Source organism: Flavobacterium sp. H4147, assembly GCF_029360735.1.
In the GTDB taxonomy this organism is placed as follows: domain Bacteria; phylum Bacteroidota; class Bacteroidia; order Flavobacteriales; family Flavobacteriaceae; genus Flavobacterium; species Flavobacterium endoglycinae.
This window is the reverse complement of record NZ_JARKNB010000002.1, coordinates 466,428-486,176: the sequence shown is the minus strand read 5'-3', so window position 1 is coordinate 486,176 and position 19,749 is coordinate 466,428. Positions and strand designations below refer to the sequence as shown.

Here is a 19,749-nt window from a genome sequence, read left to right as displayed (position 1 = left end):
AGTGAACATAAGCCAAAGTTTCAACTTTGTTTTTTTGTAATTACCACTCAGCTATGTTTGTTTAAGCTAAGTGAACGCCTTATCACGCCTTCAAAATCCTATGTTTCTATGTGTTTTAAAAAAAGACAAATTAAGATTTACTCATTCGTTTTTCCAATTTCGCAAACAGTATGTAAAGTCCTGGAATAATCACAAGGCCAAACACAGTTCCAATCAGCATTCCTCCAGCGGCGGCAGTTCCAATTGAACGGTTACCAACAGCACCTGCACCTGTGGCAATACAGAGCGGAATTAATCCTGAAATAAAAGCAAAAGAAGTCATCAAAATAGGTCGGAAACGAAGTCGGGCTCCTTCAATAGCGGCTTCGACAATATCACGTCCAATTTTATTCTGCGCCATAGCAAATTCTACAATCAGAATGGCATTTTTGGCGAGAAGACCAATCAGCATGACGAGTGCCACTTGAGCATAAATATTATTGTCTAATCCGACTAAAAGAAGGGCAAAATAAGACCCAAAAACTCCAACAGGAAGACTTAATAATACTGGGAATGGAAGCAATAAACTTTCGTATTGTGCTGCCAATAATAAGTATACGAAAAGTATACAAAGTGCAAAAATGTATATCGTTTGGTTTCCTGAAAGAATCTCTTCACGTGTCATACCAGACCATTCGAGTTCAAAACGGCTTGGCAATTTTTCAGCGGCGATTCTTTCGACGGCTGCAATGGCTTCTCCGGAACTGAAACCTTCAGCTGCTTCACCATTGATCATAGCCGACATGTACATGTTGTAACGTGTTAAAACCTCTGGACCGTACACTCTTTCTAATTTGATAAATGTTGAAAACGGAACCATTTCGCCCGCTTCATTCTTCAAATACATATCTAAAATGCTTTCTGGATTTTGACGAAACTGCGGACTCGCCTGAACCATAACTTTATACATCTGCGAGAAACGGATAAAATTGGTCGCATAAAAAGATCCTAACATCGTTTGTAAAGTGCTCATCGCATTATCAACCGAAATTCCTTTTTTGGCAGCCAAATCATAATCAATATGAATTAAATACTGCGGAAAAGTAGCATCAAAGCTTGAAAAAGAGTTCTGAATTTCTGGTGAAGCATTTAATTCTGCGATGAATTCTTTGGTTACTTTATCAGTATTTGTAATACTTCCTCCAGATTTGTCCAATAAACGAAGTTCGAAACCACTCGTGTTACCAAAACCGGGAACAGTGGGCGGCGCAAAAATTTCGATCTGGGCATCGGCAATGCCTTTTGTTTTTTCGGAAAGCTGTGCGATAAAGTCATTTACAGAAATATCACGTTCGCTCCAGTCTTTCAAGTTAATCATTCCCATTCCGTACGAAGCTCCGGCAATTTCGGTTACAATACTATATCCGGCAAGAGTGGTAACGTTGTCAACTCCTTTAATGCTTTTTGACAAACGAGTGACTTCGTCGAGAACTTTTTCGGTACGTTCTACCGTTGCTCCTTGTGGTGTTGTCACACTCACATACACCATTCCCTGATCTTCAGACGGGATAAATCCTGATGGTAAAAACTTGCTTGTTCCCCAAGTAAACAAACAGAAAAGAACCAATAAACCAATTGTAACAGTAGTTCTGTTGGCAAATTTCACTAATACTTTGATGTATTTTGAAGTTACATTATCGAACCAATTGTTGAATTTATGGAAGAAACGGTCTAAAAGTGATTTTTTCTCTTTGTTTGGATCGTGTGCTTTCAGCATAATAGCACAAAGGGCAGGAGTTAGGGTAAGGGCGTTAATACCCGAAATCACAATACTAATGGCCATCGTCAGCGAGAACTGTCTGTAGAAAACTCCAACCGGCCCGCTCAAGAAAGCCACCGGAATAAATACAGCAGCCATTACAATAGTAATTGCAATAACGGCTCCGGTAATTTCTTTCATGGCACTAATAGTTGCTTCTAACGGTGCCATATGTTCTTCGGATATTTTTACGTGAACGGCTTCGACGACGACAATGGCGTTATCGACTACAATTCCAATTGAAAGGACTAAGGCAAAAAGGGTCAATAAGTTAATCGAGAATCCCATCATCGACATAAAGGTAAACGAACCAATAAGTGCCACTGGAACTGCCAAAACAGGAATCAACGTAGATCGCCAATCTTGAAGGAAAATGAAAACCACAAACGCTACCAAAATAAACGCTTCGATTAAGGTTCTGATTACTTCATGAATAGAAGCATCAAGAAAACGCGAAACGTCATACGCAATATTAAAATCCATTCCCGGTGGAAAGGATGTTTCTTTTAATTCTGCCATTTTTTCTTTTACGCTGGCAATTACTTCAGAAGCGTTTGAACCCGGACGTTGTTTCAACATAATTGATGCCGAAGGTTTTCCATCGGTTTTAGAAACCATTCCGTAACTCATCGCTCCAAATTCGATATTGGAAATGTCTTTTAATCGTAAGATCGTTCCGTCTGGATTGGCTCTTAAAGCGATTTCTTCGTATTGTTTGGGTTCAAAGAATTTTCCGCCGTATTTAATTACGTATTGCAACTGATTGTTCATTTGTCCTGAACCTTCACCCACTTTACCCGGAGCAGCAGAAATGTTTTGTTTTTGAAGCGAACTAATTACTTCATTTGCCGAAATATTATACGAAAGCATCTTCTGCGGATCCAGCCAGACACGCATTGAGTATTCTTTCTGTCCCATGATTTCGGCACGTCCAACACCATCAATACGTTTTAATTCCTGAAGAATATTAATATCCGTAAAGTTGAAGATAAACTGTTCATCCTGAGTTTTGTCGGTACTCGTAATGTTCAAGTACATCAACATACTATTTACCTCTTTTTCGGTTGTAACTCCGGCACGAATTACTTCTTCGGGAAGTTCATCTAGAATTGTTGTAACTCTGTTTTGTACGTTTACGGCAGCCAGATCGGGATCAGTTCCGACTTCAAAGAAAACCTGAATTAAAGTCAAACCATCGTTTGAGGTTACGGTTGACATATACGTCATTCCGGGAACTCCGTTGATGGCTCTTTCTAACGGAAGTGCCACGGCATTGGCAGAAACCTCTGCATTGGCACCTGTATATTTTGCTGTAACGGTTACAGACGGTGGTACGATATCTGGAAATTGGGTAATGGGAAGCTGGAACAACGCCAGTAATCCCAAAAGAACTATCATTACCGAGATGATTAATGACAATATTTTTCTTTTGATAAATAACTCTATCATTCTATTTTTTTTAGATAAATAATTAAATAACTGATTACAAGGCTAAAACCTACATTTGTTTAATGTTGATTTTATCACCGTCTCTCAATGATTGTGTACCTTCTTGTACAATCAGGTCGTCGCTTTTTAGACCTTCATTTAAAATGTAAACATCATCAAGAGTAGTGGCAATTGTAATATTGGTCATTTTAACTACTCCATCTTTGTTCACGCGGAAAACATATTGTTTGTCCTGAATAGAAAAAACAGCTTTCTGCGGAATTAAAATTGCATTGGTTTTGGGTTCTGAAATAATCAATTTTCCAGAAGTTCCGTGTTTGATAAATCCCTGCGGATTGTGAAATTTTGCTTTGTATTGAATTGATCCCGTTTGTCTGTCGATTTCTCCGTCGGCAGTACGTAATTCTCCTTTTTGGTCGTAAACTTGTCCGTTTGGCAATACTAGTTTAATATCACCTTGCGTGTTTAGAGTTTTGTCCTCCATCATTTGGAAATAGGTATTCTCAGGAATTGAGAAATACGCGTAAACATCGTCTAATTGAGAAACAGTGGTCAATAAAGAACCGTTTTCTACTAAACTTCCTTCTTTAAACGGAATACGGTCAATTGTGCCGTCAAATGGCGCGCGAATTGTGGTAAAACTAATCTGCTGGTTGATGGCTTTTCTTTCTGCGTTTGCATGGGCTACTTTCGCGGAAGCGGCATCATGTTTTGCTTTCGATAATTCTAATTCTTTGTCGGCAATTACCTTTTTATTGAAAAGGGTTTGTGCCTGCTCTAATTCTACTGTTGCGATACGTAAATCGGCCATTGCATTTTTGTAAACGGCTTCGGCTTTTAAGAGCTGGATTTGAAGTTCAACATCGCTTATTTTAAATAGGATTTGTCCTTTTTTAACTTTTTGTCCTTCGCTTACATATACTTTATCGAGAAGTCCCGGAATGCGGACATGAATTTCTACATTGTTTTTGGCGTGGACATCGGCAACAAATTTGCTGGCAACAACGGTGTCTTTTAAGGTGATTTTATAAACTGGAAGTGTTTTGATTTTATTGGCATTTTTTTGGGATTTATCGCCGCACGAGACTAAAACAAATAATGCTAAAGTGTATAATAGAAAGTAATTTTTATAACTATTCATGATTAGGTTCTAATTTTTAAATAAATAGGTTCTCTCCCTTACTCTTTGGATATAGGGAGTTTAGATAATGTTGAAATTGGATATGAAAATATAGCTGGATTTTTCCGTTTTCAGGAAATGCTATTTTGGTGAACTGTTTTTACAGAAATAACAGCTCGGTTCGCATACGCAAATGAGGTATTATTTCAGAATTTCTGAAACTATAAAAACAACGAGATTGTAAAACCTAGAATAATTGGTATAAGTGAAGGTGGGTATGCCTTTGAATTTGGTATATAGAAGCTATACCGTATATTAAGCTCTTTTTGTAAAGCTTGAAGTTAATTAAGCTGCTGAAATACGGAGCTTTAATGGTACTTTGTTCTAAAGTAGTAGCTCTGGATTTTATTTTCTTTTTGAGATTGTAGTGAACTTCTAGATTTTTTGAAGAAGAGAAATCCGAAGAAAAAATCTGTGTATCGTCGGCTGCAACGCTGTCAAGTGTTATGCAATGACCGAAATGTGCGGGCAGTTTATAGGTTTCGGTGCCTCTGAAGAAGGAAAGCAGCGAAAGTAAAACGATATATATGAACTTATAAGGTTTCATTTATGGCACAGCAGAAATTATATAATTTGTTACTTGGAAAACAAGGCTTATAATGGTTGATAGTGCGCCAAATATAGCAATTTGAAAAATAACGATTCTTAATTTTATTCTAAAACTATGCAGAATTAAAAATATGATAACTTTGGAAGTTGATTTTTACATATTCTTTTAAGAATCGTTATTTCAATTCATAAATTTTTATTCGGTTATTCTTTGTATAAAATGATAGTCGCTTTATAGCCGGTTCCTACATTCCACTGACTGGCTTCGATGACTTTTCCCGTATCATCAAAAACCTGAAATTCAGCAGTATTAGGTGAGGCTGAACCTTCATTCAAAGCTTCAAAATCTATTTTGTTCATTCCTTTTTCCAAATTGATTTTAAAACCTTTAAACTCTCCAACCAGACTTACTTCGGGTTCAATAACTTTTTCATTTAACCAGACTCTGATTTTATCGCCATCGACATAAGCTGCATCACGGTAGCGGACAGTAGAAGTATTTGAATGGGTTACAAAAGCTCCTAAATATTCATTTCGTCTGTAAAATATACCTTCAACATTGGCTTCTCTTTTATAAAAGGTATTGTTTTTAAAAAGTTCATCTGGGTTGATTTTTAAAACGATCGGGTCTTTTGGAAGTGCTGGATCTGTAGCAGGAGGCGTTTCCTTTGGCGGAATAACTTCTTTACTCTCTGGAGTTTTAGATTGAACCGGCTGGTATTTTCCCTTTATTTCTTCCTGTGCAAATCCTTGCAGCGAAAGACCGATTGTAATAATTAAAAACAATATTTTTTTCATACTTTTTTACTTGATACTAATAAATTAAACGCATTGGCTTTTATTTAATAATAACAAGTAATTAAAGTATTTATTGCCCGTATGGGAATTTTGTAAATCAGTTTATTTGATTCCGAGCAGACTAAAAAGTTCTTCTTTTTTATTCAGTGCAATAGAGATGTTTTTTCCGTTTATAAGTTCTACCATATTTCCATTGATACTTTTAACCGCTTCAAGATTAAGGATAAAAGATCGCTGTACTCTAAAAAAGGTGGGCAGATTCAGAATTTCATCCATTGATTTTAAAGTAAGCTGTGTCGAATATTCGGTGTTTGGAAGCACGATTTTCAAATAATCACCCTGAGCTTCTACATAAAGAATTTCGTTAAGTAAAATACGGACTAACTTTCCTTCTGATTTAATGAATATTTTATCGTTTACTGCTTGTTCCATTACAGGCTGTTTGGTAGAAATACGTTCTTTGGCGCGGTTAACGGCTTTTAGGAATCGGTCAAAGCGAACGGGTTTTATCAAATAATCGGTGACACCTTCATCAAAACCATCCAAAGCAAAATCACGATGTGCCGTAATGAAAATAACCAGCGGCGGATTGGTTAAGGAACGAAGTAATTCCATTCCGTTTATTCTAGGCATTTGAATATCGCTGAAAACAAGATCAACCTGATTTTCTTGTAAATAAGTCAGTGCTTCAACCGGATCGCCAAATGAAGCCGAAAGATTCAGAAATGAAATATCTTTTACAAAAGTTTCAATAACTTCTCGTCCAATTGGTTCATCATCAATAACGATGCAGCTTATTTTTTCCATTAGTATAAATCTATTTTTAAAGAAACCTTAAATTTAGTTTCCAGATTCTCGATATGTATTTCGTGTTTGTCAGGATATAAAAGCTGCAATCTTTTACGTGCATTTGCAATCCCGATTCCGCCAAATTCTTTTTGAGTTTGTTCTTTATCCTTGTCATTTTCAAGACTAAAGAAAAGCTGATTGTTTTCGACTTTTATTTCCAAAAACAGAAATGAATCATGATTGTTTTTTAAACCGTATTTAAAAGCATTCTCTACAAAAGTAAACGTAAGTAAAGGCGGTACAAAATGCCCGAATAAATCTCTTCCAGAAGCAATTTTGTATTGAATATTTTTATCTGCAGTATAACGCATTTTTTCGAGCTCGATATAATTTTTTATAAAATCGAGTTCCTTCTCCAGCGATACTTTTTCATTACAGGATTCATACAAAGTATAACTCATAATATCCGAAAGATTCAAAATAACTTCGGGTGTTTGATCGTCTTTTTTTAAAGATAGTCCGTATAGGTTATTCAGCGTATTAAAAAGGAAATGCGGATTGAGTTGTGCCGTTAAAAACTGTTTCTCCATATTGATATTTTGGATTTCAAGTGCCGCTTTTTGGTTTTGGATATTCAATGTTTTATTATAAAGCCTTGAAATTTCAAAAAGTATCTTAACAAAGAAGAAAGGAGAGAGGATGGATATAACAATAAAGGCTTGTGAAATAAGGCGTTTCGGCGATACGGCCTGCGCAAAAGTCTGATCTGCCGCCATCTTGATAGCACCTTTTAATTCTCCTGATGGTATTTCAAAACCAATGTAATGATAGAGTAATGATATAAAATAAGTAATAGCAATCCATATAAAAATGCAGATTGGAAAGGTTATCAACAACAAGAAAATAATTCTAAAACCACTGCCGGAAAAAATCTTTGGCAGAAATAGATAAAAGAACAAATAGAATACCACTGCATTGACCGTTGTCATTCGAATTGTGAGAATCAATGCATTTTGATACGACAGATGATAGGCGAGAACATAACTTAAAAACAGTAGACATGAAAAGCCAAACCACATTGCTAAATGCAATAGTATTCGGTTTCTTTTGCTGTAAAAATGATCAAAATTAAAATCCGCTATTCTTTGGGCTAAATGATCGGCAAAGACTTTTTTTTCGTGCATGTATTCTATTTATGAAGCAGATTCAAAGATAGTTTTTTTGAATCTGCTTCTTCATTTTTATTTATAATATTCTAATTACGGCATTCATGAGATTAATACAATTATGTCCGAGAATTGGAAGAACTATATTTCCAGAGAATTTTCGAAGCAAACCCACACTTAAAGAAGAAACCACAGTAAGGTAAATGATTGTGATAAGATCAAATTTAAACTGATGATCTTCGGTTAAAACAGCTCCGTGTGCGATAGCAAATAATAGTGTAACAATAATAAATCCCCAGCCGAATTGAATTCCTTTACAGTTCCATTTAGGCTCAAAAGCTTTGTCAAGAAGCCAGAAACCAATTCCTCGAAAAGCCAATTCTTCGGTCAAACCTGGCATTGTGGCCTGGAAAGCGAATGTTTCTAAATCGAAAGCAGCGCCTTTTGGAAACAAAATCATTTTAAAAATACAGTCAAATAGTAGAAACCCTAGAAATACCAAAATTCCAAATCGAAGCTGTTTTGTGGAATTGGTTTTGTTTGTAAAACCTATCAACTGGCGTTCTGTTTTATTTACTGAGAAAATAATAACAAGTGAAAGAATGAGACTGAATAATTTTCCCGCCCATGCAAATTTTAAACCTATAATTTTCAATGAAATAAACTGATGGCTTAATTGCTGAATATAACAATCGGTTAAAAAATACAGTAGGAAGAACAACAGGTATTTTAGATTGCTTTTTTTGCTGGTAACGAAAGCCAGAATAATAAACGGAAGTAGTAATAAAATCCAGACGAAAGGAGTAAGTAGTGACATAGTTGATTAATTTTATACGTCAAAAGTATTTTCATTGCCTAAGATTTGAAAAACCTACCGACGAGAATAGTTTTTTTACCGATGGAAATTGGACTATTCTAAAAAAGACGTTTAAACAAAGTTTATTCGGACGTTTAAACAAAGTCGAAGATGGAGTCACAATCTAATTTTGTCTCATTCATAATAATTAAAACTTTATAAAAATGAGACAAGACAATTATCAAGGAAAATTACAGAAAGCAATAAATTCAGGTTTTAACGCTTCATCAACCACAACTGATGTCATTAAGGGAATTGATTTAACGGGAAAAACAGCGATTGTAACCGGCGGTAATACCGGAATTGGTTTAGAAACTGTTATTACATTGGCTTCGGCTGGAGCAACTGTAATTGTTCCGGCGAGAGATGTCGAAAAAGCAAAGAAAAACCTGCCGGATTCGCTTCCTATTGAAATTGAAAAAATGGATTTGGTAAACCCAGAATCAATTGATGCATTTGCTGAGAAGTTTTTGGCATCAGGAAGACCACTCCATTTATTAATTAACAATGCGGGAATTATGTGGGTACCGCTTCGCAAAGACAGTCGAGGGATTGAATCTCAGCTTGCAGTTAATTACTTGGCGCAGTTTCAGCTGACTGCCCGATTATGGCCGGCATTAAAAAAAGCAAATGGCGCAAGGGTTATTAATGTTTCTTCTCAAGGACATCAATTTGGATTATTTGATTTTGAAGATCCTAATTTTGAAAACCGTGAATATGAAACTTTATTAGGTTACGGACAATCGAAAACTGCGGTGAATTTGTTTTCAGTCGAACTGGATTATCGTGCGCAATCCCACAATGTAAGAGCATATTCGCTTCATCCGGGCTCGATTGGCGGAACTGAATTAGCAAGAGAAGCGCCATTAGAATTGTTTCAAAAATTAGGTTATGTAGATGCAGAAGGGAATATATTACCAGAGGTTGCAGCTTCTTTAAAAACAATTCCACAGGGAGCGGCAACGACAGTTTGGTGTGCGGTTAGTCCGCAGCTAGAAAATATCGGCGGTGTATATTGCGAAGATTTAAATATTGCTCCTTTAGCCACAACAGTTTCAATAACTCCAGGTGTTCGAGAATATGCTGTAGACGAAAAGAATGCCAAAGATTTATGGAACTGGAGTGAAGAAGTGACTGGGATTTCTTTTGGTATTTAGGCTTTAGTCGCAGTGTTCAGTCTCAGTCTCAGTCTCAGTTTTCAGTCTCAGTCACAGTGAATACTAATTAGCAAACAGTAAAAAGTAAAAACTGAACACTGCGACTGAAAACTGCGACTGAAAACTGAACACTGCGACTGAACACTGAGACTGAACACTGAGACTGAAAACTGAAAACCGAAAACCCAAGACCGAAAAAAAACTATTTTTGTAATTATAAAAGCACTAAACCGCTCTGTTATGGAATATAAAGCCAAGTATATAACCGATGATATAAAACTTTCCTGTTATGAGGATAAGTTTTTCAAATCAGATATTATGTTTGAACACCATATGCTGATTTGGTTTATTTCGGGGGAGACTAAAATCGTTCAGGCGGATGCTTCTTATGTATTTCAAAAAGGCGATATTTTTTTAATCCCGAGAAATCAGTTGGCGACGATTATTAATTATCCTAAAGATGGCGAACCACACAAAACAGTTGTGATGCATTTGTCGGTTGAAAGATTACGGGATTTTTATGCGAATCTGGATGTAAAACCAGATGCATTGCTGTCGAAAAAAATATATTCATTTGACAATCATCCGTTACTGGAAAGTTGTCTGGCTTCTTTGGTTCCGTATTTTGAAATGAAAGATCTGCCGGAAAATATCGCTTCACTTAAAATTACAGAAGCCATTAGTATTCTAAGAGCAATTGACAAAGGAATTGATAATGTTCTTGCCAATTTTGAAGAACCTGGAAAAATTGATTTAGCGGGTTATATGGAGAAGAATTTTATGTTTAATCTGCCATTGGAAAAATTTGGCTATTTAACCGGAAGAAGTCTTACGACGTTTAAAAGAGATTTCAGCAGAATTTTCAATACCACTCCGCAGCGCTGGCTTACGCAGAAACGTTTGGAACTAGCGCATTATCAATTTGTAGAAAAGAAAAAGAAACCTATTGATGTGTGTTACGAAGTAGGGTTTGAGAATTTATCCCATTTTTCTTTTGCTTTCAAAAAACAGTTCGGTTATGCGCCAACTGAATTGATAGAGCGGGTGAGGACCTAATTTTTACTTTTATAAAGAGATGCTTAACGGCATCTTTTTTTATGCCTGATTTTTTTTCTGCTAAAAGAATTGTAAAACAAAAATCACCACTTCAGATTTCGGTAACAATTCCTTTTCATTGTTAATATTATGTTTCTATTCCTGGCTTTTTATTAATGTAAACGTAACGTAACTGACCTACCCTCAGGTCTAATTTTGAAGACATATAATAAAACAAAATACGTAGTATATGTCCTCTTTTAAAAAAAGAAATCTTCTTCCCCAAACAATTCATTTTAGTGTTTCTGCAAACGCTTTTTATCTGCCAATCAAAACCAAAGTGACTTGTTATGTATAAAGAATTAACCGATGAAATTCTTGTAGAATTATTGAAGCAGGGAAAAGACAAAGCTTTCGACGAATTGTATTTTCGGTATAGAGATTCACTGGTTCGTTTTGTATACGTCAGAATGAAATCAGTACCTATTTCTGAAGAGATTGTTCAGGAAGTTTTCACCAGTATTTGGGAACGACGTAAAACGCTGGTCATTCAGAAAACATTTGCGGCTTACATCTACACTTCGGTTCGCTATATGACTTTAGATTATATAAAATCGCATACTGTTACCGATCAATACATACAAGAGGTTTTAGATAAAAATACCGTTTCCTATACGAGTCATAATGCTACCGAAGATTCTATTTATTATGAAGAACTGCAAAAGGCGGTAGACAAAGCGGCGATGCTTCTTCCTAAAAAATCAAAAGAGGTTTTTATTCTGAGCCGGGTTAAACAGTATACCAACAAAGAAATTGCCGACGAACTCAACGTTTCAATCGATACGGTAAAATATCACATCACATATGCACTGAAATTCATGCGAACCTATCTGGGGGAGTTTAATTGAAACGTAAAATTCAGATTAAGAAGTCGGCTTTTTTCTTAACAGAAGCGTAACCTCATGCACCTACCTCAAAATACAATTCCAAAGACATACTATTAAAGACATAAAGAAATTATAATGCCTGACAATTTACATAAAGAAGTAAAGAATTTTTTAGACGGAAAATATTCTCCAAAAGGACAAGAAATGTGGAACAAGTGGTTCGACAATCCGGAGGAAGTTTCTGAAAATATAGACATGATGAAGTCCAGCCGTTCGAAATTGCAAAAAGAATTAAGAAACATCAAAAAAACAAACAGCGTTATTCCGCTTCATTATAAAAACTGGCTTGCTGCGGCTTCTGTTGTTTTTCTAATCGGATTATCTGTGTTTTTTTATCAATCATCTGCTTTTGTAGAAAACAAACAATTCACAGTAAAATTGGGCGAACATGCCGAAATAAAACTAAGCGACGGAACCCAGATCTGGTTAAATGCCGGAAGTGTTTTAAAATATCCTACAGCATTTAAAGGCGATACCAGAGAAGTATACTTAACAGGAGAAGCTTTTTTTGATGTTGCAAAAGACAAAAAACATCCATTTATCATTCACACTAATAAAATGGATACCAAAGTACTCGGAACCAGTTTTAACGTACAGGCATACCCAGATCAAACAACACAGGAAGTTTCGGTTATGACCGGAAGAGTAAATGTGAAATCGACAGTTACCGAAGAAAATGTATATGTAACACCGGGACAAAAAGTAGTATTTAAATCTCACGATAATAAACTTCAGGCTTTTAAAGATATCCCAGTGAATACCATTTCGCTGTGGCGAAAAAATATAATGGTTTTTGAAGACACACCTCTGCCAGAAGTAATAGCAACTATCAATCGCAATTACAATGTAGCTGTCGAAATTAAAAACAAGAATTTGAGCACACTAAAAATCAGTGCTTATTTTAAAGAATTACCAGCAGATCAAGTAATTGGTTTGGTATGTAATATCATCAATGCCAATTACAAATTGGATTCTGGAGTGTATACAATTCAGTAAAACATCAAAAATTAAACTACGTAGATCAGATAATCAAAAACAAAACAATTAAAACTAAAAATTATGAATGAAAAACAAATGCGGTATGCCGTAAAGTGTCATAGTATAAGGACAATAGGAAAAAATATATTCCTGTTTATGGCTTTATTTTTTGCAGCACTGACAGTAAAAGCCGGGAATGTTGACATTAACAAAAGAGTGACTTTAAAGGTTGAAAATGAAAGTATAAAAAACATTTTCCAAAAGATAGAAAACCAAGTCGACGTGCATTTTATGTACGAAAGCAGTCAGGTAAACACCAATCAGAAATTAAGCTTAAAATTAAACAACGTAACGCTTGAACAAGCGTTGGATAAAATCTGCGGTATTGCATTACGATATGAAATTGTAAGCAACAATATCGTAATTAAGAAAAATCAAAAAGCAGATCAGAATAAAATTACCATTTCGGGTACTGTTTTCGGAGGAGATGACAATATGCCGTTACCAGGTGTTGGTATTAGAGATAAAGGTTCTAACGCAACTGCTACAACAGATTTTGACGGAACTTTTAAAATGGAAATCAACGCACCTGAGGCTGTACTTGAATTTTCGTATGTGGGTTATGTCACTCAAGAAGTCAAAGTAAGCAAATCAGAAACTATTACTGTAAAATTGGCTGCCGATATGAAACAGCTTCAAGAAGTTGTAGTAATGGGGTACGGAAGTGTAAAAAAGAACGAAGTTTTAGGTGCTGTAGGTGCGGTTTCTATGAAAGAAGCATCAAGCAGAACCTACAATAACGCTGCCGAATTGTTACAAGGAACCGTGGCCGGAGTTACTGTAATTAACGACGGTGGAGATCCAACAGCTGCGCCAACAATCAACATTCGTGGTATTGGTTCTTTAAATGCTGAAACACCGTTAATTGTTTTAGACGGAATCATTTACAGCGGTTCATTAAATACTTTAAATCCAAATGATATTGCTTCAATCAGTGTTTTGAAAGACGCGGCTTCTGCAGCAATTTACGGCGCAAGAGCTTCGGGAGGAGTAATTTTAATTACGTCGAAAAAAGGAATTTCAGATAGAATCAATGTCAATGTAAACTATCAAGGAGGTTTTCAGAATGTGGCCAAAAAACTAAAGGTTTTAAACGCCGCAGAATATGCTGATGCGATGAATCTTGCTAGAGACAATGCAGGTTTACCAAGAATTCCTGCGTTTGATCCTGCTTTTGAACCAACGGCAAGAACAACAAAAACAAATTGGATGGATGAAATTTTCCATACAGGAGAAATTCAAGATTTATCTCTTTCGATAAATGGAAAAACAGAAAAATCAAATTTCTTTCTTTCGGGAAGCTACAGAAAAAATGAAGGAATTTTGTTGAATACGTACAGTGAACGTTACACAGCAAGAGCCAATTCATCTTTTAAACTGGCTGATAATTTTACTATTGGAGAAAATTTATCATACTCTTTAACAAATGGACAGACGGCAAATACAGCAAGTTCTTATACAGGAGCCATTCAAGCCGCAATTTTGTATCCGCCTAACGCGACGATTTACAGAGAAGATGGTTCTGGACAATTTGGTGGAGTTCCAGAAAAATATATAGGTTCTTACGGAGACGTTATTAATCCAGTAGCGTATTTAAAAAGACTGGACAATAAAAATCCAATTTCTACCATTTTGATCAATCCATATGCAGAATGGGAAGTTGTTCCGGGATTAAAATTGAAAACAAACTGGGGTTATACCAGAATTCAAGATAATGCAAAAGATTTTACTGTAAAAGTTACGGAGCCAGGAAAAATATTCGATTTTAACCGTTTGACTCAAAAATCTTTGACGATTACCGATTTATTAAGCGAGCAGACTATTTCTTATGAGAAATCATTTGGAAACCACAATCTTAAAGCTTTAGCCGGATACACGTATCAAGAAACTAAAAAAGATTTCTACACAGTTGAAGGAACTGGTTTTGACAACGAAGATCCATCTCAGCGTTATTTATTAAATGCAAAATTAATCCAGCAGACAGGAGCCGGATTATCAGACGAAATTATTTCTTCTTATGTTGGAAGGTTAAACTACGATTACAACCAGAAATATTTATTATCGGGAATTGTACGTCGTGACGGAACTTCAAAACTATTATCGCAAAACCGCTGGAAAGTATATCCTTCTGTTTCGGCAGGTTGGTTAATTTCTGAAGAAAATTTCATGAAAGGTTTAGAACCAATCATCAGCAATTTAAAACTTCGTGCAAGCTGGGGGCAAATTGGAAATTTAGGAAACCTTGGACCGTATCAGTTCAGTGTTCCTTTAGTACAAACTCAAGCGTTAATTGGAGCAACTCCAACGATCAATTACGGATATGCTGAAAGTGAATTATCAAATCCAAATTTAAAATGGGAAAGTTCAGAGCAGACGAATGTTGGTTTAGATTTCACCATGCTGAACAACAGTTTAGTAGGATCTGTTGATGCGTATATAAAGAAAAACAAAGATATGTTGGTTCGCGACCAATTACCAGGAGTCTCAGGAACGCCGCAAGGAAGAATTGTAAACTCAGGAGATGTTGAAAACAGAGGAATCGAGGTAAGTTTAACGTACCAAAAAACAAAAGGAGAATTTAAGTATGACATTACCGCAAATGCAGGATTCTTAACTAATAAAATTGTTTCGATTAAAGACGATTTAACCTCATTAGAACCATTAAACCTAAGCCGTGTTCGTAGTTTGCCTTTGGCTAATATTTATCAAGTGGGAAGTCCGGTTGGTGCTTTCTACGGATATGCAACAGACGGGTTATTTCAAAGTAATGAAGAAGCAAAAGCATACGTGAACTCAAAAGGTGTGGCGTATCAGCCAAATGCAGTTGCCGGAGACATTAAATTTAAAGATGAAAATGGCGACGGTGTCATCAATAACAGCGATAGAGTAGTGCTGGGAAGTCCGTTTCCAAAAACAACATACAGTTTAAATGCCAATTTCAAATACAAAGGATTTGACGTGAACATTTTCTTTAATGGTGCAGCAGGAAACAGCGTTTTCAATGCTGTGAAATATACGGGTTTAAATGCTTCTTTTCCAGGATATAATTTACTAGCGGATTCTAAAAATGCGTGGTCACCAACGAATACCAATACAAACGTTCCAATACTTTCTTCTACAGATAACAATAACAACTTCGGACGTATTTCTGATTTGTATATCGAAGACGCTTCTTTCCTTAGATTGAAAAACGTTTCGATTGGGTATACGGTAAAAGAAAATTGGTTAAATGGAAAAGCAAAACTGAGATTCTTTATTTCAGGACAAAACTTATTTACGATTACAAAATACTCAGGAATGGATCCAGAAGTTGGTCTTAAAAACTTCGGAATGGACTTAGGACGTTACCCGCTTTCACGTATTTACATGACGGGTGTTAATGCAACTTTTTAAAAAATAAAAACAATTCAAAATGAAAAAAATAAGTCTTTTAGTATTGAGTTTACTGCTTTTGGCCGGTACTTCGGCTTGTGAAAGCGAACTTGATGTAGTGCCTCAGGGAGCGCCTTCAAGCGGAAATTTCTGGAAAACTCCAGCAGATGCAAAAGCAGGGGTAAATGCCATTTATGCTTTGTATTCGGACGATAATATGTACGGTCGTGGTTTTTTCTGGCTGAACAATGCCAGCGATGACATTGGAACAAAACCAAGACAAAACGCAGAACGTATCAAAAACTTTATTGTAGATGGATCAGAATCAGATACCAAAGATATCTGGAGAATTCACTACGAAATTATGAAACGATGCAACGACGTAATTCGTAACGTTCCCAATATTGCTTTGGATGAGAAAACGAGAAACGGAATGTTGGGTGAAGCCTATTTTAATCATGCGGTAATGCATTTAGAATTGGCGTATCATTATGGAGATGATCGTGCCGGAATTCCAATTCAAGACAGAGAAAATCCAACCAATGTCTACGTGCCTCGTGCTAAAAACGTAGCCGAAAATTACGCATACATTGCTGCCGATTTAATCAAAGCGGCTGATTTATTACCATACTTTAACGAAATGACTTCTGACAATTACGGACGCGCACACAAAACTGCTGCTTGGGCGTATTTGGTTCGTACGTATTTGTATGCGAAAGACTGGGACAACGCTATAAAATATGCGAATATGATTGTAGCAAGCGGCAAACACAAACTGCTTGATAATTTTGAAGATGTATTTAAAATCAGCAACAACTGGTCTTCAGAATACATTTGGTCAGTAACTTCAAGTGCCGAAAATACTTCTTTAGGTTCTATTTTTCCAGGAGTTTGTTTAGAAGATAAAGGATGGGGAGTTTACAACGGATGGGGAAATTTCTATCCAACAAAAGAATTATTCGATGCCTATGCTCCAAATGATAAAAGACGCAGCGCTACGATTTTACAAAAAGGAGATAAGTTTGTGTATTTTGGAGAAGAAGTAACTTTTAACGAAGGAAGTCATGTAGTAAGTTCAAGTAACAGAACCGGTTATCAGTTTAAGAAATACATGGAACCATTCAGTTATCCAAAAACAACATCTGGCGGAGTAGATATTCGTTATGTAAGTGCAAATGGAGATAAACCTTCAACAGCTTTAAACGTACCGCTTTTACGTTATGCAGATGTCATTTTAATGCTGGCAGAAGCGAAATTAATGAAAGGTCAAAATGCCGATACAGAAATCAATATGATCCGTCACCGTGCAGGTCTTGCAGATATTTCGGGAGCTACAATGGTTGATTTAAAAAGAGAAAGACGCTGCGAATTAGCAGGCGAATGGACAGATCGTCATTTTGATTTAGTTCGCTGGGGAGATGCCAAAGAAGCATATGCAAAACCATTGCACCATTATAACGGAACCGTAATTTATCCGGCTCGTAATTTTAATCCTGCTGTACACCACGTTTGGCCAATACCACCAGATGAAATCGCAGTGAGCAAAGGCGCCTTGTTTCAAAATGAAGGCTGGTAATAAATAATTTTGTTGTGTTTTTATAGTTTTTTTTCACTGCAGTCTTGGTCAGGAGGCTGCAGTTGTAAAAATATTATTACGCGAATTTAAACAAAGTATAACGCCTCTACATATAAGAAAAGCTATGTTTCTATGTGTTTAAAAAATAGCAGAAACCCTTTCTCATAAAGTTACCTACAGCTTTAAAAGAATAAAAAATCATTTTCGATGAAAAAAATAGTCACCCTTTTTTGCCTTCAATTTTGTTTGTTTGTACAAGCACAAGAATACACTTCATCCAACATTCATTCACATAACGATTACGAAAGTAAACTGCCTTTTTACGGAGCGTATTCCAATGAAACCGGTATTATCGAAGCCGATGTTTTTTTAGTAAACAACGAATTGTTTGTAGCGCATAATTCAAAAGAAATTACAGCCCATAATACCCTTAAAAGTATGTATTTGGAACCGCTTTCTTCTAAACTAAAAACGTTGGAAGGAAAAGCATATCCAAGTAATAAACCTTTGATTTTGATGATCGACATCAAGTCGGATGCTGATACGACTTTAAAAGCCATCACGCAGCAATTAAAAACATTTCCAGATATTATTTCGAATAAAAATATAAAAGTGGTTATTTCTGGAAACCGACCTGTTGCAACACTTTGGGCAACATACCCGGATTTCATTTATTTTGATGGAAGATTAACCGAAAATTACACATCAGATCAATTAGCACGTGTTGAAATGATTAGTGAAGATGTAAAAGAAATCACGGTTTGGAATGGAAAAGGTGTTCTAACACAACCAGATTCTGAAAAAATTCAAGCAATCATTAAAAAAGTACACGATCAGAATAAAAAAATCAGATTCTGGGCAACACAGGACAATGTCAATACTTATATGACTTTAATGAACTTAAAAGTCGATTTTATAGGAACAGATAAAGTAGCTGAATTGGCGCAGTTCATCAATAATATCAAAACGACATTCTACCAGAATACGGAATTCCACCAAGCGTATATTCCTAAGAATAACTTCAAAAACAAACGTCCGAAAAATGTAATTCTCCTTATTGGCGACGGAATGGGATTAACTCAAATCTATTCAGGTTATACTGCGAATAAAGGACAATTGAGTTTGTTTAATATTCCAACACAAGGATTTTCGATTACCAAAGCATCAGACAGTTACATTACCGATTCGGCTGCGGGCGCTACGGCTATGGCAACAGGACATAAAACCAATAATCGTTTTATAAGTGTTGACGAACAGGGAAAACCGCTGGAATTAATCACACAGCAATTGGCTAAGAAAAACTATAAAACGGCAATTATTTCTGCTGGAAATATTACAGATGCCACACCAGCTGCTTTCTACGCGCATCAGACAGAAAGAAGTTTAAGCGAACCAATTGCCAATGATTTTCTTTCAAATTCTTCTGATATTTTAATTGGAGGAGGACAGAAAGAATTTATATCAAGAAAAGATGGTAAAGATTTAGCAAAAACATTAATTGAAAAAGGATATACATTTTCAGATAAATTTGCGAGTTTGGACACGATCAAAAACAACCGATTTGTAGTTTTAGAAGATGCTGCAGTAGTTTCAATGAAAAATGGGAGAGGAGACTTTCTAACCAAATCGTTCTCTAAAACAGTCAACACTTTTTCGAAAACAAAAAATCCGTTTTTCATCATGGCCGAAGGAGCGCAAATTGATTACGGCGGACACCAGACAAACGTAGAATACGTAGTTCGCGAAATGCTGGATTTTGACAAATTAGTAGGAGAGGCAATGGCTTTTGTAGACCAAAACCCTGAAACACTTTTAATTGTAACTGCAGATCACGAAACAGGCGGACTTTCATTAATCGACGGAAGTATCGAAAAAGGCTACGTTCACGGAAGCTTCAGCACCAACGATCATACAGCAGTTCCAGTTCCGGTTTTTGCATATGGTCCGGGATCTCAGAATTTCTCAGGCGTTTACCAAAACACCGAAATCTATTCTAAAATTATGGAATTGGTTTCTAAGAAGTAATTTTTTAAAGTCCG

General features: G+C 36.0%; 14 protein-coding genes. 7 read left to right on the top strand and 7 right to left on the bottom strand.

All coding sequences use genetic code 11. The annotated features are described in order from the left end of the window. Positions 1-130 precede the first annotated feature (130 nt). The 7 genes from P2W75_RS09875 to P2W75_RS09845 form a co-directional block, all read right to left on the bottom strand. Positions 131-3,247, bottom strand: a complete 3,117-nt coding sequence (locus tag P2W75_RS09875) for an efflux RND transporter permease subunit (RefSeq protein ID WP_276380269.1) — start codon at positions 3,245-3,247, stop codon at positions 131-133. A 49-nt stretch (positions 3,248-3,296) separates the two neighbouring features. Then, entirely contained in the window at positions 3,297-4,388 is a 1,092-nt protein-coding gene (locus P2W75_RS09870; RefSeq protein ID WP_276380267.1) for an efflux RND transporter periplasmic adaptor subunit, read from the bottom strand. A gap of 226 nt (positions 4,389-4,614) precedes the next feature. Continuing rightward, a complete protein-coding gene (locus P2W75_RS09865) occupies positions 4,615-4,974 on the bottom strand; it encodes a hypothetical protein (protein WP_207296521.1) in 360 nt (119 codons plus the stop codon). Positions 4,975-5,180: 206 nt separating this feature from the next. Further along, the gene (locus P2W75_RS09860) at positions 5,181-5,774 is read right to left on the bottom strand and encodes a hypothetical protein (RefSeq protein WP_276380266.1); all 594 of its coding nucleotides are present in this window, start codon (positions 5,772-5,774) and stop codon (positions 5,181-5,183) included. Positions 5,775-5,876: 102 nt separating this feature from the next. Further along, entirely contained in the window at positions 5,877-6,581 is a 705-nt protein-coding gene (locus P2W75_RS09855) for a LytTR family DNA-binding domain-containing protein (protein ID WP_276380264.1), read from the bottom strand. Continuing rightward, positions 6,581-7,747: a sensor histidine kinase gene (locus P2W75_RS09850; protein ID WP_276380262.1), complete on the bottom strand. Its 1,167-nt coding sequence runs from the start codon at positions 7,745-7,747 to the stop codon at positions 6,581-6,583. Before P2W75_RS09850 ends, P2W75_RS09855 begins: the two co-directional genes overlap by 1 nt. A 61-nt stretch (positions 7,748-7,808) precedes the next feature. After that, the gene (locus P2W75_RS09845) at positions 7,809-8,546 is read right to left on the bottom strand and encodes a CPBP family intramembrane glutamic endopeptidase (RefSeq protein WP_276380260.1); all 738 of its coding nucleotides are present in this window, start codon (positions 8,544-8,546) and stop codon (positions 7,809-7,811) included. 203 nt (positions 8,547-8,749) lie between these two features. Between P2W75_RS09845 and P2W75_RS09840 the strand changes: the two genes are divergently transcribed. From P2W75_RS09840 to P2W75_RS09810, 7 genes are all read left to right on the top strand, one after another. Continuing rightward, positions 8,750-9,742: an SDR family NAD(P)-dependent oxidoreductase gene (locus tag P2W75_RS09840; RefSeq protein WP_276380259.1), complete on the top strand. Its 993-nt coding sequence runs from the start codon at positions 8,750-8,752 to the stop codon at positions 9,740-9,742. A gap of 240 nt (positions 9,743-9,982) precedes the next feature. After that, positions 9,983-10,798 (top strand): AraC family transcriptional regulator, encoded by an 816-nt coding sequence (locus P2W75_RS09835; protein ID WP_276380258.1) that lies wholly within the window; start codon positions 9,983-9,985, stop codon positions 10,796-10,798. Between the two features lie 329 nt (positions 10,799-11,127). Then, entirely contained in the window at positions 11,128-11,685 is a 558-nt protein-coding gene (locus P2W75_RS09830; protein WP_276380257.1) for an RNA polymerase sigma-70 factor, read from the top strand. A gap of 114 nt (positions 11,686-11,799) precedes the next feature. After that, positions 11,800-12,720 (top strand): FecR domain-containing protein, encoded by a 921-nt coding sequence (locus tag P2W75_RS09825; protein WP_276380256.1) that lies wholly within the window; start codon positions 11,800-11,802, stop codon positions 12,718-12,720. A gap of 138 nt (positions 12,721-12,858) precedes the next feature. Then, positions 12,859-16,155 (top strand): TonB-dependent receptor, encoded by a 3,297-nt coding sequence (locus tag P2W75_RS09820; protein ID WP_276380255.1) that lies wholly within the window; start codon positions 12,859-12,861, stop codon positions 16,153-16,155. A 19-nt stretch (positions 16,156-16,174) separates the two neighbouring features. After that, positions 16,175-17,710, top strand: a complete 1,536-nt coding sequence (locus tag P2W75_RS09815; RefSeq protein ID WP_276380253.1) for a RagB/SusD family nutrient uptake outer membrane protein — start codon at positions 16,175-16,177, stop codon at positions 17,708-17,710. A 207-nt stretch (positions 17,711-17,917) separates the two neighbouring features. Continuing rightward, on the top strand, positions 17,918-19,735 hold the full coding sequence (locus tag P2W75_RS09810) for an alkaline phosphatase (protein ID WP_276380250.1): 1,818 nt from the start codon (positions 17,918-17,920) through the stop codon (positions 19,733-19,735). Positions 19,736-19,749 lie beyond the last annotated feature (14 nt).

Coding starts and splice junctions, on each gene's coding strand:
- P2W75_RS09875 (WP_276380269.1), bottom strand. CDS start 3,247: ATGATAGAGTTATTTATCAAAAGAAAAATATTGTCATTAATCATCTCG.
- P2W75_RS09870 (WP_276380267.1), bottom strand. CDS start 4,388: ATGAATAGTTATAAAAATTACTTTCTATTATACACTTTAGCATTATTT.
- P2W75_RS09865 (WP_207296521.1), bottom strand. CDS start 4,974: ATGAAACCTTATAAGTTCATATATATCGTTTTACTTTCGCTGCTTTCC.
- P2W75_RS09860 (WP_276380266.1), bottom strand. CDS start 5,774: ATGAAAAAAATATTGTTTTTAATTATTACAATCGGTCTTTCGCTGCAA.
- P2W75_RS09855 (WP_276380264.1), bottom strand. CDS start 6,581: ATGGAAAAAATAAGCTGCATCGTTATTGATGATGAACCAATTGGACGA.
- P2W75_RS09850 (WP_276380262.1), bottom strand. CDS start 7,747: ATGCACGAAAAAAAAGTCTTTGCCGATCATTTAGCCCAAAGAATAGCG.
- P2W75_RS09845 (WP_276380260.1), bottom strand. CDS start 8,546: ATGTCACTACTTACTCCTTTCGTCTGGATTTTATTACTACTTCCGTTT.
- P2W75_RS09840 (WP_276380259.1), top strand. CDS start 8,750: ATGAGACAAGACAATTATCAAGGAAAATTACAGAAAGCAATAAATTCA.
- P2W75_RS09835 (WP_276380258.1), top strand. CDS start 9,983: ATGGAATATAAAGCCAAGTATATAACCGATGATATAAAACTTTCCTGT.
- P2W75_RS09830 (WP_276380257.1), top strand. CDS start 11,128: ATGTATAAAGAATTAACCGATGAAATTCTTGTAGAATTATTGAAGCAG.
- P2W75_RS09825 (WP_276380256.1), top strand. CDS start 11,800: ATGCCTGACAATTTACATAAAGAAGTAAAGAATTTTTTAGACGGAAAA.
- P2W75_RS09820 (WP_276380255.1), top strand. CDS start 12,859: ATGGCTTTATTTTTTGCAGCACTGACAGTAAAAGCCGGGAATGTTGAC.
- P2W75_RS09815 (WP_276380253.1), top strand. CDS start 16,175: ATGAAAAAAATAAGTCTTTTAGTATTGAGTTTACTGCTTTTGGCCGGT.
- P2W75_RS09810 (WP_276380250.1), top strand. CDS start 17,918: ATGAAAAAAATAGTCACCCTTTTTTGCCTTCAATTTTGTTTGTTTGTA.